Genomic DNA, 14,918 nt, shown 5'->3' with positions numbered 1-14,918 from the left:
GAGGGGTGACCTAAAGGAGATTTTTACGTAATGAAGCAGCATGCCACAAAACTAACTGCTACCGGATTCGCTTTGGCGCTGGCGGGAACTCTACCGGCCACAGGGATCGCGCAAGCCGCTCCCGAGCCTACCGGGCCCGCTGATCCCACAGGTACTGAACAGCAAAACCAGCAAACCAATCCGAAAATTCAATCGGAAAAGAACCTGGAAGCCGCGAAGAATACCGCCCAGCAGAGCGCAAATAAGGCCACGGAGGCGGAAACTCAAGCGCAAGTAGCTGCGAAGAAAGCGCAGGAAGCTGCCGAACAATCCGGAGAAAAGTCTGCGGCCAGCGAAAAGGCGAAGCAAGACGCCCTCGATGCCCTAGTGAAAGCGCAGAAAGAGAGCGCGCAAGCGGCAAGTGATGCAGCCAGCCTGCTTGAAAAAGCCAATGAGAAGAAAACGGCTGCCGAGAGCGCCGCAAAAGCTGCGGGTGAAGCCGTAACCAAAGCCGAGCAAGCAAAGGCGGAAGCAGATAAAGCAGTCGCAGATAATCCTGCCCCCGATGCTGGACAGCTGCAGGCAGCCAAAGACAAGGTAGCTGCCGCCGAAAAAGCCAAGCAAGAGGCAGACGCCAAAGCGGCCGCAGCACAAAAAGCGCTGCAAGACGCACAGGCAAGCGCGCAAACTGCGGCTACGATTTTGCAATCCGCCACGGAAACGGTCAATCAGGCTACCCAAGCAAAACAAGATGCCGAAGCTGATGTACGCGCCAAGGAACAAAAAGTTAGCGAGCTAGAAGCCAAAGTTAAACAGCTGAGTGAGGACGCCGAGCAGGCCTTAAAGGACGCGCAGGCAGCGGTAGAGGCAGCTAAAGCACAGGTGAAGGCAGCTCAGAATACTGTTGAGCAACGGCAAATAGAGCTAGAAAACGCCCAACAGGCAGTCCCGGCTGCGCAAAACGAGCTGCAAGTAAAACAGGCAGCAGTTGCACAGGCTAAAAAGGATAAAGCTGCCGCAGACCAAGCAGTGCAAGCTGCCGGGGAACAGGTAAAAGCCGCGCAAGCAGAGCAGAGTAAAGCAGAGGCGGTTTTAGCGACCCGCCAGGGTGAAACTGCGGCTGCCAAGAAGGCAGCGGATGAGGCTAAAGCCGCACAAACTAAAGCAGAAAAAGATCTCGAAGAAGCGAAGACTAAGAAACAGCAAGCCGACGCAGCAGTAAAAGCCGCCGAAGCCGAAGTAGCGAACGCTGAAAAAGCGGTGAAAGAAGCTGCCGAAAAATTCAAGAAGGGCAGCTTTGGGTTCTTTGAAAGTGTAGGGGCAACGGATGCTCTTGAGATTTTGAATGATAAAACCACTACCGCTGACGATGGCACCTTGGTGAACGGCACTTTGAAACCCGGAGCCGCCAATGACACCACCAACTTAGACAATATGAAAGAGGCCATTGCCTGGGTGCGAGTAGTTAATCAGTATCGCGCCAAAGGCGGACGCAATGGTGAAAAGCTTGATGATTACGTGATTACTGACCGCTTAATGGCGATTGCTCAGGCGCAAGCTAACTGGTCGAGGTACCAGATTGAGCACTCTAGTGCCTTTGGAGTGGCAGAAAACCTGGCATGGGGCAAGAGTGATCCGGTATTTAGATGGTACGACGAGAAATCCCTCTATGAAGAAGCTTTGAAACAGCACCCCGATATGGCGAATATGTCCTCGTATCAGATTTATCAGAAGTACCCCAGCATATATTTCGATGTAGGGCATTACCTCAATATCGTAGGTCACTCTACTGCCACCGGTTTTGCGGGTGCAGCAGGTGAGGGGATTAAATATGGAGCTGTTTGGGGCGAAGTCTATAGCGGAGTCCGGCAAGGAGAAAAAACCTATACCGTTGATGAATACGAACAACGGTTTATGGAGTACTACAACTCGGTGACTACCGAGGGCGCAAAGCAGAAGCTAGCGGATGCGAAAGCAAAACTGGCAAAGTTGCAAGCAGCGGCAAAGACTGCCGGTGACAATATAACTACAGCTGAAGCAGCGGTAGCAGAGGCGGAAGCTAAAACTCAGGAAAAGGATAATGCCTGGAAGGATGCCCAAAACAAAGAAGCTGACGCCGCTGCGGCTCTAGAAAGCGAAAAAGAAAAGGTTACGGCGGCGCAGAACAATAAGCAGACTGCCGAGGGCGTGGCTAAGGAAAAAGAGCAGGCGGTGCAGACAGCTACTCAGGCCGCTACTGACGCTAAGAGCGCCCTCGAGAATGCTAAGGCAGAGTTAGCTACTGCGCAGAAAGCCCTGGAAACGGCAAAGCAGAACGTTAAAGACAAAGAGGCAGCGCAACTAGAGAAGGAAAAAGAACTAGAAGAGCTGGCTAAAGGCACGGCGTTAGGAAATGCCCAGCAAGAGTTGTCCAAGACGAAAGCAGCTTTAACCCAGGCTAAAGCCAAAGCTCAAGCAGCCGCCACCCAGCTGGAAACGGCGACCCAGGCACTCCAACAGGCGCAGGCAGCGAAAGAGGCTGCAGATACTGCGCTAGAGGAGGCGACAACCGAAAATCAGCAGGCTGCGGAGACTGCCAACCGGGCTGAAAGCGAGCGTGCAAACGCGCAACAGGCGCTAAATCCGTTAGCTGAACAGCAGGTAGCCCATGATCAGGCAGCTGGAAAGGCGCAAAAGGCGGAGCAAGATCTGAAAGCGGCTGAAGCTATCGCCGCCAAAGCTAATAAAGAATTGCAAGCCGTCACTAAGGTGGCGGACGACCTGCAAAAACAAGCGGAAGCCAAGCAGGCACTAGCGGATAAACTGGCGGCTATTGATGGGCAGACCGCCTTGGACAATGGCCTGGATGCTAGCGATAGCGATCTCAACAACCTGGGATTGCCCGCTTCCTTTGCTGCTTATCGCGATGCGGCTACCGCTGCCGAGGAGGCGCAGAAAGCAGCAGATGAACTAGCGAGACTGGCTCAAGCTGCGCAAGATATCTTGGAGGAAGCCACCGTGGCTAATCGGGAAGCTCAAGCTCAGCTGGCAGCTGCCCAGGCAGTCTACGAACAATACCATCAGGTGCAGGCAGCCAAATCGGCCAATGGGCAGAGCAAGTTCTTGCCGGGAACCAAGTTCCAGGTACGTTTCACCGGTTTTAGTCCTAATAGCCAGAACCACGTCATTATGCATTCAACCGTGGTTGACCTGGGGGTACATCCGGCGGTAGGAAAAGGCGAATTTATGGTATCCGTGCAGGCGCCACGGGAGCTAGGTGTACACACCATCACCGCTACCAACGAATGGGGTGAGCGCGCCAGCTTCCAATTCGAAGTAGGGGAGAAACTACCGGCGAAACCCAAGGGAAAGAAAACCATCAAAACTGTCGTAGTTAAAGAGGTTAACACCGGCAAACCGGCTGCCGGGAAACTGGCTGCCGGCGAGCAAATGCCAGTGACCGGGGTGTCGGTAACTACCTTGCTGGCGTTGAACTCGCTAGCGGTAATCACCGGAGTGGGATTGGTAGCCGCCAGTCGTCGCCGATCCCAGGAGGTCTAGGAAGTCAAACCTCCCTAAGCAATTAAAAGTTGTCCCCGGGCTTAGAAACCCCGGGGACAACTTTTACTCAATTAACTAGCCGGAAAATACGTAGCTAAAAATGAGAGATAAAAATAGTTTAAATTAAGAACCTATTTCAGTAGCCAAGTAGCCGTGGCTTCTTTATCTATGATGTTTCCGATAGCCAGCTTGCTGTTATCTGTATTTTTCTCGCTCTTCTTGGAATCGCCGGCAGCGGCTTTGCCCCCTAGAAAATGGGTGTCGCACAGTTGGCGAATGGGGGGTGTTAGTCTTTACCCATGGAACATGAACTCCCCAAACCTAAGCTGGATTCATCAGAAAAACCGCAGACGCTCGCACCTCAAGCCGCGGGGATAGGTAATGCGATAGATGCTCAGGACGTAGTGAAACTCTACGGCAATAACCTTGCCTTAGACCATCTTTATTTGCAAATACCGGCTGGCTCATTTTTCGGGCTGGTAGGTCCTAATGGGGCTGGAAAATCCACGTTTCTGTCTATCGCTACCGGTCTTTTAGAACCCGACAGAGGCTCAGTTTTCATTAATGGCATCAGTATGTGGGACGAACCGGTAGCGGCAAAGGGAGCGTTGGGGGTATTACCCGACGGGATGCATATGTTCGACCGTCTCAGCGGGATTGAACACTTAACATTTGTCGCTCAGCTGCGCGGCCTCGATAAACAGACCGCAATTCAGCGCTCTCGTTCACTTTTGCAAGCATTTGAACTGCCACTAGATAAAAAGAAGACGATAAGCGAATACTCAACCGGTATGCGCAAGAAAATCGGCTTAGCTTTAGCGCTGGTTACCTCCCCGCGCCTAGTGGTTTTGGATGAACCTTTTGAAGCGGTCGATCCGGTTTCGGCAAACACCCTACAACAGGTGTTAAAAGAATATGTGAAGCTAGGGGGGACGGTAGTTTTATCTTCTCACGTGATGGCGACCGTGGAATCGTTGTGTACCCATGTGGCAGTGATTAATCAGGGTCGTATTCTGGTATCCGGAACCACCGAAGAAGTCGCGGCAGGACAAGACCTCAACTCGCGCTTCCTACAGCTAGTAGGGGGACATCAGCAACGCGAAGGAGACCTGTCATGGTTGGGACGTTAATCCGGCTAAACCTGCGTTTGCAAACCAAACAGTTCACTAAACAGTGGTGGCGAATAGTCCTCGGTGTCCTAGCTATCATCTACGTGGCATTTATATTACTTGGGGTGGCAACCGGGTTTTGGCAAGCAGGTCAAGCAGGGCTTACCGCTCCGATTCAAATCTATTACGCGCTGCTTATCGTCCTGGTGTGGATGATGATGGTATCGGCATCGGTAGCTGGTGAGCAAAGCCTGACTCCCCAGGCATTAAGCCCCTATATTGGTCCGACCCGGGGCGCCGCTTACGGGCTGCTCACGGCTAATATCGTCAGTGTTTCCTCTTGCGTAGTTTTCGTTATCTACGAGGTGTCGCTGGCGGGGTGGCTAGCGGCCGGTAGCCTTGGCGCGAGTGTGCTTACCGTGCTAAGTGGGCTGCTAGGGGTATTTTTGATTGCAGCGTTCACTCAGATATTGCAAACTCGGCTGGTATCGCGATTAACTGCGAAGCGCGCTAGCTCTCGCCAGCTTTTTACCGGTATTGGGCTGATGGTGGTAATCGCCTTGGGATACTTGCTGGTGACTACGATTCCGCATTGGTTTGCTGATAGCGGTGGCGCAACCGCGTTTTTCCCGCTGCTGGTGCAAAAGCTGACCGGAAGTACAGCACAGATTTTTTGGTATTTCTTGGCACTTACTCCGCTTGCTCCTTTCCTGCTTGCCCCTTTCGTGATGGCTCATTTTTATTGGGGGCTGGCGCTCTCCCTCGCCTCTACCTGCTTTTATGGGGTTCTAATCTTGAGGGCGTGGCCGAAGGTTTTTGCGAACGCTCTAATGGGGCGGGGGCAGGTTTTAGCGGAGGTATCCGCTACAAAAAACTTAGCTGCGTCCTTTAACGAAAATGGTGAGGACGTCTGGAGGATTCCTCTGTTAGCTCGGGTGTTACCCCTGTCGCCGGTAGGACAAATCCATTGGGCAAGAATCAGTTACTACCAGCGAAAAGACCCGCGCCAAATTATTTCCCTATCTTCGATACTGTATGTGGCAGTTATTTTTGGGATTATGTTGTGGGTAAACCATCCCTCGGGAGAAATGGTTTTTTGGGCGTTAAACGGAACTATCTTGCTGGTAGCGGTGACGGCCGCAACTGCTCTGCTGAATATGTGGTCCCATGATTCTTCCGCCTACTGGTATCAGATTATTGCCGGGGTTGCCGGTAAAACTGACAGAACCGTGCGTGTTGGGGTTCTTGCTAGCTATCAACTTCCGGTAATGGTGGCGATTACTTTGATTTTTGGTTTAGCGCTGAAAATGGACACCTCCGCGATTTTGAAATCTGCCATTTTAGCCTGCTGCTACCTGTTAGTGGGTTTAGGTGCAAATTCTTTGATTTCTACGGTGGTTACTATCCCCGGCCCGGCACCGGGACAGTCGGCTCTGCGTAATAATTCGGGAGGAAGTGGAAAATCTATGCTGGCTGCCATGGCATCCTCAATGATGGCGTTGTTGCTGTGCGCTCTCCCCGCGGGATTAATCATGCTGTTCTGCGTGCTCCTGAATACCTCTTGGGTCTCGCTCTTGATAGCTGCCCTCATTACCGCTGCGGTGCTGGTGGGGGGAATCTACGGCGGAGGAAAACTGCTCGAACGCTTCCAGGTGCGTAATCTCCGCCGAGTGATGGCGTGGCCAAAACATATATATAGCGGGGAGTAAACTAATAACGCCCAGATAGGCGTGATTTGCCGCGTATTGGGGGCGAAACCTGGTTAGTGCCTAAAAATCTTCGCGCAGTTTTCTTCCGCTTTGGCATTAAAACTGGTGAGAAGCGCTAACAACCACCCTAAAAACTGACATAAATAGGGGGTAAAATCTGGTCTGTTGGCGGAGATGGAGGGATTCGAACCCTCGAGGGGCTATCCACCCCAACTCCCTTAGCAGGGGAGCGCACTAGGCCACTATGCGACATCTCCAATGTCAAAGCACCCCCATAGTTTAGCGGACAGCAAGGTTAGCGGCAAAAACCATTCGCGTGCATCCGATCACTAGCTCCCTTATCACAGTTGTTTACCTAGTAAGCCGTTGTCGGGGCGCTCGCTTTCAACAGGTAAAACGCCGCACTTTACTCTTTAAAACCCACCTGCAGCTGGCGTCGCTACGCTTAAAGCGTGGAAAGCTGCGGGCAGTATTCCAATAGAGCTAGGCTAAATAAGCAGGGATATAGATTGCAAGGTTTGAGGAGGTAGTTTTGTCGCGCACATTTACCTCCTTCAAATACCACAACTATCGGATCTGGTGGATATCTAATATTTTTGCTTCCACCGCCACCTGGATGCAGCGAGTCGCCCAAGACTGGGTAGTGTTGATGGTACTCACCGACCAGTCCGGCTTTGCAGTCGGGGTAGTCACTGCGTTGCAATTCCTGCCCCAATTGTTGCTGTCGATACCGGCGGGGATGGTGGCTGACCGCTTCAATCGGCGCCGCATTATTCAGATCTGCCAATGCGTAGTTGCCCTCTGCGGGCTCCTAACTGGGATTTTGCTACTCACGGGAGTCGCCGCTCTCTGGCATATTTATATAATCGCCCTGATAACCGGGGTTGCAGACTGCCTAACCTCCCCAGCGCGGCAAGCTTTCGTATCCGAACTGGTAACTAAAGAAGACCTGCCTAATGCGGTGGGGCTAAACTCGACCGCCTTTAACTCGGCACGTCTGATCGGTCCGGGACTTGCCGGATTTGTGATCGCTGGTATCGGCCCCGGATGGGTTTTTATCGCCAACTTCGTCCTGTTTATCGTTCCAGTTCTCGGCTTGGCACTGATGGATCCTGCCCGGCTTTATCGCCCGGAAAAGACTTCTCGCACTAAAGGAATGATGCAGGAAGGGCTGCGTTATGTCCAAAACCGTACCGATATTAAAGCGATTATCGCCATTCTTACGGTAGTGGGGGCCTTGGGGTTAAATTTCCAGCTCACCCAAGCGGTCATGGCTACCCGGGTATTCGGTAAAGGTGCGGGTGAATATGGGTTATTGGGCTCGATTATGGCGATCGGAGCTCTGGCGGGAGCCCTGCAGGCTGCCCGGCGGCGCCAGCCCCGAGTGTTCACCGTAGTGGTATCAGCCGTACTATTTGGAGTTTTAGAGGGCGCGCTCGCGCTAGCTCCCACCTATGAGGTGTTTGCTCTGTTACTTATCCCCACCGGATTTGTAATGTTAAGCCTGCTTACCAGCGCTAATGCTGCTATTCAGATTTCCACCGATGAAGAGATTCGGGGCAGAGTTCTGTCTATCTATTTCCTCTTCTTCCTGGGAACCACCCCGATAGGAGCGCCAATAATCGGTTGGGTAGCTGAACATTGGGGGCCGCGTTGGTCACTAGGGGTGGGCGCTATAGCTTCCTTGCTGGTTGCGCTGATAGTGGGGTTTTGGCTGTGGCGACATTGGAGAGTAGACGTTACTCTGCGCGCGTCCCGCCCCTTCGTCAGCATCGAAGGGCCGCGGGAGCGGGCGATGCGGCGTCGGAAAGAACGCGCGGAACGGCAGCGGATTATGGATAACCAGTCACGCGACACCGGAACCTAGAAGGTAGCGGTCCCGCCATCGATACTGCTTTCGCGGTCACAAAACGTGAGAATACGCAGGTGTGGTCATACTTCTTGGGTTACTCTTCCTCTTAGCAGTTTTTCCTGCGGTTCCACTTTGTTAACCAATAGGTAACCTTAGGTTGTTAACTTCCAGGTGAAAGTTAAAAATTCTCATCTGAAGGGAGTTAATCCCGTGGCTAAAACTGATATGCCCCCAACAGAGGCCGAAGCACCTTTGGGACAGCTGACTTTTTTCCAAAAACTGGCGAAAAGAGATGTGTACTGGCATTTGGCTTTCGGTGGCCTGCTTTTGGGTAGTGCCATTTGGTTCATTTTTTGGGCTTTCGATTATGTAGGAGAAACTGATCAAGCGTTACTGCTAGTAATCACGATCGCCTTCGCCGTGTTCATGGCGTTCAACATTGGCGGTAACGATGTGGCCAACTCTTTCGGGACATCTGTAGGTGCCGGAACCCTATCAATGAAGCAAGCCCTAGTAGTGGCCGCGATTTTTGAGGTGTCCGGGGCAGTAATTGCCGGGGGAGAAGTAACCGATACGGTGCGTTCCGGAATCGTCGACCTATCGGCCATCTCGAATCTACAGGCGATGGACTTTGCGCTAATCATGGCGTCTTCCCTGCTAGGGGCGGCAGTATGGCTGCTGCTAGCGACCCGTATGGGTTGGCCGGTGTCTACCACTCACTCCATTGTGGGTGGCATCGTTGGGGCTGCCCTCACGGTAGGATTTACCACCCACACTGGAGGTTGGAACATGGTGCAATGGGGAGGCATCGGGAAAATCGCGATCTCCTGGGTGCTGTCCCCGGTACTGGGTGGGGTAGTGGCCTATATTTTGTTCAAATCTATTAAATCCTCGATCCTGGTTTACAATGAACGCGCCGACCAGCGTCTACGTGAAATCAAGCAGGAACGTGCAGACCTGCGTACTCGTCATAAGGCCTGGTTTGAGCGGCTCAATGAAATCCAGCAGGTTTCCTACACCAACGCGATGGTACGTGACGCCACCACCATGAATATGGGGGACTATGATCCCTCTGACCTGGAATCTGACTACTTCAAAGAGCTCGAACGTATCAACCGAGAAAAAGATGATGTCAATGCCCATAAAGCTCTAGACACTTGGGTGCCATTGTTGGCAGCATTTGGAGCGATCATCATTGGTTCTCTCATGCTGTTTAAAGGGCTGGATAACCTGGATATCAGCCTATCTATGTTGGGGAATGTCCTGATCCTGACAATGCTGGCGGCAGCAGTGTGGATGGCAGTCTTTATTTTTGCGCGTTCCCTCAAGAGACGCGATCTTTCCCGCTCAACCTTCCTGTTGTTCTCGTGGATGCAGGTCTTTACCGCTTCCGCGTTCGCTTTCTCGCATGGATCGAACGATATCGCCAACGCTATTGGCCCGTTCATCGCGGTGCTAGACGTCTTGCGAACCGGGGGTATTTCCACAGAAAGCGCTGTCCCGGGAGCAGTCATGCTCACCTTGGGGATCGCGCTGATTTCGGGGCTGTGGTTCATTGGCCGCTACGTTATTAAGACCGTAGGATCTGGACTTACCGAAATGCACCCGGCCTCGGGATTCGCGGCAGAGCTTTCGGCTGCGGCGGTGGTTATGGGTTCCTCGCTGTTGGGTCTGCCGGTTTCCTCCACCCACATTTTGATTGGTGCGGTGCTCGGCATCGGGATCGTTAATAAAGCTGCCAACTGGTCATTAATGAAACCGATTGCGCTGGCCTGGGTGATTACCTTGCCGGCCGCGGCGGTTATTTCCGCGATTACGGTCAGCGTATTGCGGGTGATGGTCTAAACCGCTAGTTACCCCTACTTGGTCAGGTAGCTCGAGGCTCGTCCTCGCGGTACCTGACCAAAGCGGTTTTTAGAGGAAGAAGGCGCCGTAAGTACCGTCGTCAAATAGTGCCCCCGAGACGATTCGAACGTCCGACACCCGCTTTAGGAGAGCGGTGCTCTATCCCCTGAGCTACGAGGGCGCAAGGCGGCCGTCAGCGCCTCAGCCAGTCCAGGATAGCATTGGTTTACTAGCCTCAAAATTGCAGTCAGGTTTATCGAGGGCGAACCGAGACGTGAGAATTGTCGTTTTCGCTATCTTAGGGCATGGCAACCAGGGCAAACCCCCGCTTTCGCGTATGGTGGCATCGTGAGCTATAACCCGGAAACAGAGATGACTACAGCGGAAGACGTTACCAGCGAGGCCGTCGCGGAAACAGCGGCGCCCAAAAACCGTAAACAGCTGGTACAGGAGATGCTCTCGCATTGGAATGCCAACTTAGAGCATACAATCGCCGAGGAGACCTCCTCCGGCTACCTAGAGCTGTCTGCTGCCCACCCCGGGGGCTTAGCGCAGTTATATGGAGGTCGTCCGACTCGGTTATCTAATCTGGTACGCGAACCGCGTGCCCTATCCCATTGCCGGATCCGTGCTCGCGAAGTACTGTCTGCTTCCCGAGACCGCGAATCCCGTTATGGTAGCGCGCCGGTTTATCTCGCGATCGGCACCGCCTCCTGGCGACAAGGGGGCACATTAGGAGCCGCCTGGGAACGCGCCGCGAGCAAATCCGCGTCCTCGACCACGAAAATGTCGGCAACCGCTGCCACGGCGGTAAATGCAGAAAATAATCTCTCTAGCAGTGAGGACGCCGCTAAGGAACAGGCGGAAGATAGCGCGGTTTACGATATTGAAAAAGTACGCGCCAGCGAGCCGCGCACTATCACCGGACCGGCATTACTCTGCCCGGTAGAGCTGTCTTTAACCGCGGACGAGGACGTACTGATTACTTTAGATAGTGCAGTAGAAGTCTGGCCGCCTCTGGAAGCGGCACTGCGAGAAAAGGGCGAGCAAGCAGAAATTGTTTCCATTCTGCAAGGTCTGCAAGCAGAAGTAGCTTTCAGCCCCACCAACGCCCTGCACGAATTGCGACGTCTGGGATTACGGCATCTGCTGGGATTTGACCTCTACGATTCGCTTACCGTAGGGCAATACCTGCATCCTCTCTCCAACCTGGTCAAAGATTTTGCGCTCAATCAAGATCTACTGGAACAGTCGGACGTGACCGCGGCTCTTTGCGGAGATGTAGATGCCGCTGGGAAGGTGCTTTCGCCGCTACCGCAACCAGTGTTGACCGACCGGGATCCTCTGGCCGAACATGGGGTAGGGGATTTGGATCCCGCGCAGCATAACATACTAGATGCGGTGGCCTCCGGAGCGAATCTGCTGCTAGATGCGCCTCCGGAATCGGAAAAGACTTCCACGGTGGCAGCAATATTAGCGGATGCTGCCAGTGCGGGGCGCACCATTGCCTATGTGCCGGGCGCGCGGCGTCGCCTACAGCAGGTGTTGGGGTATTTTAATCGTTTAGGGCTAGAGAGTCTCACCCTGGATTTGTCCAGTCGCAGCCGCTGGCGCGACCTCATTCCTGCCAAGTTGCTGGAATCTTTAAGCGCTCCGGTGGAATCAGTGGATCCTGCCGCTGACGAAGTCACTATTAAGATGCGTAACGAACTGACGCAGGTGCGTTCCCAGCTGGGTGGCTATATGGAGCAGCTGCATCGCAAACGCGACCCCTGGCAGGTGTCCGCCTATGACGCGTTGCAGGTGCTGGCAGATTTGACTTCTATGAAGCCTGGACCGCGCACTAAAGTCCGATTTAACCTAGAAACTTTGCATCGGATTGCCTCCGATGGCGCTAAACGTGCCCAAGAGTTACTGGCACAAGCCGCCGAAGAAGGAATTTTCTCGCAAACACGGGCAACAAATCCCTGGCATTCGGTAGTAATTTCTTCCCCCGAAATGGTTGATACCGCAGTCGAGGGAGTCAACCAGTTAGCGGGTCGCATGTTGCCGCAGGTGCGTGCAGATATTGATCGCGCTCAAAAAGAAACCGGGTTGCTGCGAGCCAAGAATCTTAACCAATGGCATGACCAGTTGCGCATGTTAGACGGTTTGCGCGAAGCCATGGATGTGTTTAAGCCTCAGATTTTCGAGCGCTCAGCTGCCGATATGGTGATCGCCACCGCTACCAAGAAATGGCGTAAAGAACGCGCGCTCAATATGAAGGAATCTCACCGGCGACGCCTAATTAAACAGGCTAAAGACATGGTGCGGCCAGGCCGGAAAGTAGAAGATCTACATCGGGAACTGATTCGAGTACAACAGCAACGTCGTATTTGGCGCGAATACTCTCCCGGTGGTGGCTGGCCAGTGTTGCCAGGGCGGCTTGACCAGATGCAAAAAGCAGAGGAGGCGCTACGCGGCCATATCACGCGCATACAGCCGTTCTTCTCCACCGGATTTGGCGATTTAATGCAAATGCCTCTCGACGAGTTAGCCAGTTTGATTGATAACTTGTCTCAAGACGAACAAGGAGCCGAGCGCCTACCACAGCGGGTAGCGATTCTGAAAGAACTCCACGATTTAGGTCTCGATGAATTAGTAGATGACCTGCGAGAACGCCGGGTTCCTTTCGATTTGTTGCGCGCAGAGTTAGACCTTTCCTGGTGGGCATCAGCATTGGCAGAAATGCTGCGTCTAGATGACCGCCTGGCTCATTTTGATGGAGAACGCCTGGCCGAGTTATCTACGCGGCTGCGTGACCTCGATCTTGCCCAGGTGAACTCGCTGTCGGAACAAGTCTTGCGCCAGGTGCGTCACCAGGTAGCCAAACTGGTAGACACCCAGTCCGAAACGGTCTCTGACTTGGAACAAGTATTGAAAGATGCTCGCACCGATCTGCCAGAAGTAATCGGGCAATTCCCGATTGTGGAGCGGTTGCGTCCGATTCGCGCGATTCCTCCGGTACTGGTACCCCAGATTCTCGGTAATGATCACCCCGTGGATTTACTGGTACTGGACGGAGTGGAAAACACCGACTTGGCAGAAGTTATTCCTGCGATTGCGAGAGCAAAACAAGTGGTCGTCGTAGGGGATGTGCGTCGCAGCGAACAAGGTACCATCTCGGAGTTTGCGGGGATATTCCCGCAGCTAACCGCGCCTCCTACCCGATCTCGAGTAAATGAGTGGGTGGCTTCCTTCCTAGCCGATCACGACTACGGACGAGACGTGATGCCGGTAACCGTACCCCGTCCCTCTCGCCCGGTGACTTTGACGATAGTCGATGGACGCGGAATGCCCGCTCCCGGTGCCCAATGCGTCGAAACCTCTTCCCAGGAAGTTGAGGAGGTAGTGCGGCAAGTTTGTTTACACGCCCAGTCTCAAAGCAAGGAGTCTTTGGGGGTGGTAGCTTTGACGGTCAAACATGCCCGGCGAATCAGTGCCGCGATTATGAGTGAAGTAGCTCGTAACCCACAGCTAGATAAATTCCTGGGTAGTAATCAAGAAGAACCCTTCGTGATAGTTGACGCAGCCGGAGCCGCAGGTTTACGTCGCGACCACGTGATTTTATCGGTAGGTTTCGCCAAGACTCCCCATGGTCAAGTACTACATGACTTTGGAGTTATCTCGGCAGCAGATGGTACGGCACTACTGGTAGACGCGGTTTCAATGGTGCGCAAAGAACTATCTCTGGTGTCATCGATGGCGCCAGAAGCTATCGATCCGCAACGGCTGCATCATCCGGGCTCCCAGATGCTATACGATTTGCTGCAGGCTGCCCGAGCCGAAGCCCAAACTGTAGGGCCAGTTGAGGCCGCGCAGGCGATGGGGGAGGAAGAATCTCAACCTGATCGGTTACTACTTGATCTCGCCGAACGGCTCTATTCAGTGGGGCTGACCGTGATTCCCAACTTAGGGCCCAAGAACGGTATGAGGATCCCCCTAGCCATCGGGCACCCGGACTATCCCAATGAACTGCTGGTGGCGGTGCTGACCGACAACCCCGACTATGTCGCCGAGAAATCTTTACGGCGGCGGGAACGTCATTGGCGGCAACGACTCAAAGAATACGGATGGGTGGTTAGCATCGTCTATTCCACCGCGGTATTTATGGATCCGGCCGTACAGGCTCAGCAGCTACTAGACTTGGTGGTGGATGTGGTTGAGGAACGCAAAAAAGCGCAGGCACAGCGACAAGCAGTGGCAGCTCCCGCGCCAGCTGCCTCCCCTGCGCCCGCGGTAGGGGTAGCGCCACTTCCGGCTTCCTCTCCCGTTTCGCACGAGGCAACAGGTGAAGAACAGCGTAGTGTAAAGCGTCCCGCCATCTCCCGAGGATTGCCTCTAACCGCCTACGGTGATGACCAGCTAGATGATCTGCTCGCCTGGATTCGTTCGGACGATAAGACTCGCAGCGTGGAGGAAGAAGTAGATCTGCTGTTTAATGAGCTAGGTTTGCAGCGCCGAGATGGTCAGGTGGAAACGATCCTGAAGAATGTCGTCACCCGGAACGCTTAACCATGAAACATCCGGCCGCGCGTAGCTACTCCGAGGTTGACCGGCAGCGCATCCGCGAAGGTAAACCTACCTCCTGGCAGGAAAGCTCTGACCCCATCCTCGATCAAGGCGAGCGCCGAGAAACTGCTAATCAGCACCCGGAAATAGACTACCTATCCGAAATGCCCCCTCATTGGCGCGAGCGTAACCAATAGTCATCATTTGGGTTTTCTTGTAGTTCCCGCGTGGAGCCTGGGTTTTTCCTCCCGCCCAAGAAATTCGGAAAACGTAGCGGCGTTTTCCGAATTCTTATGCCCGCCGCGCCCACTCGGATAAAACCCAGGCTCCCCG

The 14,918-nt window shown here is 53.7% G+C and carries 7 protein-coding genes and 2 tRNA genes; 7 read left to right on the top strand and 2 right to left on the bottom strand.

From position 1 onward, the window contains the following. The first annotated feature begins 30 nt into the window (after nt 1-30). The 3 genes from ACZ5BI_RS07910 (at nt 31) to ACZ5BI_RS07900 (ending at nt 6,337) form a co-directional block, all read left to right on the top strand. Nucleotides 31-3,519, top strand: a complete 3,489-nt coding sequence (locus tag ACZ5BI_RS07910) for a hypothetical protein (protein WP_464896104.1) — start codon at nt 31-33, stop codon at nt 3,517-3,519. A gap of 299 nt (nt 3,520-3,818) precedes the next feature. Further along, entirely contained in the window at nt 3,819-4,649 is an 831-nt protein-coding gene (locus tag ACZ5BI_RS07905) for an ABC transporter ATP-binding protein (RefSeq protein WP_316086679.1), read from the top strand. After that, complete coding sequence (locus tag ACZ5BI_RS07900) at nt 4,634-6,337, top strand: hypothetical protein (RefSeq protein WP_316086678.1); 1,704 nt, start codon at nt 4,634-4,636, stop codon at nt 6,335-6,337. The genes ACZ5BI_RS07905 and ACZ5BI_RS07900 overlap by 16 nt, the downstream gene beginning before the upstream one ends. 166 nt (nt 6,338-6,503) lie before the next feature. Here ACZ5BI_RS07900 and ACZ5BI_RS07895 read toward each other — a convergent pair. Continuing rightward, nucleotides 6,504-6,594: transfer RNA gene (locus tag ACZ5BI_RS07895), tRNA-Ser, on the bottom strand. 275 nt (nt 6,595-6,869) lie between these two features. On the opposite strand from ACZ5BI_RS07895, the gene ACZ5BI_RS07890 reads away from it, so the two are divergent. Together ACZ5BI_RS07890 and ACZ5BI_RS07885 are read left to right on the top strand one after the other, a co-directional pair. Beyond that, complete coding sequence (locus ACZ5BI_RS07890) at nt 6,870-8,204, top strand: MFS transporter (protein ID WP_316086677.1); 1,335 nt, start codon at nt 6,870-6,872, stop codon at nt 8,202-8,204. A gap of 195 nt (nt 8,205-8,399) precedes the next feature. Next, the gene (locus ACZ5BI_RS07885) at nt 8,400-10,034 is read left to right on the top strand and encodes an inorganic phosphate transporter (RefSeq protein ID WP_316098420.1); all 1,635 of its coding nucleotides are present in this window, start codon (nt 8,400-8,402) and stop codon (nt 10,032-10,034) included. Between the two features lie 108 nt (nt 10,035-10,142). On the opposite strand, the gene ACZ5BI_RS07880 is transcribed toward ACZ5BI_RS07885, so the two are convergent. Continuing rightward, nucleotides 10,143-10,215: transfer RNA gene (locus ACZ5BI_RS07880), tRNA-Arg, on the bottom strand. Nucleotides 10,216-10,406: 191 nt separating this feature from the next. Here ACZ5BI_RS07880 and ACZ5BI_RS07875 point away from each other — a divergent pair. Further along, nucleotides 10,407-14,588, top strand: coding sequence for a DNA helicase (locus ACZ5BI_RS07875; RefSeq protein WP_464896103.1), 4,182 nt, complete (start codon nt 10,407-10,409; stop codon nt 14,586-14,588). Between the two features lie 2 nt (nt 14,589-14,590). Further along, nucleotides 14,591-14,782: a hypothetical protein gene (locus ACZ5BI_RS07870; protein ID WP_316087201.1), complete on the top strand. Its 192-nt coding sequence runs from the start codon at nt 14,591-14,593 to the stop codon at nt 14,780-14,782. Nucleotides 14,783-14,918 lie beyond the last annotated feature (136 nt).

The organism is Varibaculum sp. GTC20041 (assembly GCF_055387755.1).
The sequence above is the reverse complement of the archived record's forward strand: the minus strand, read 5'-3'. Positions and strand labels throughout refer to the sequence as shown.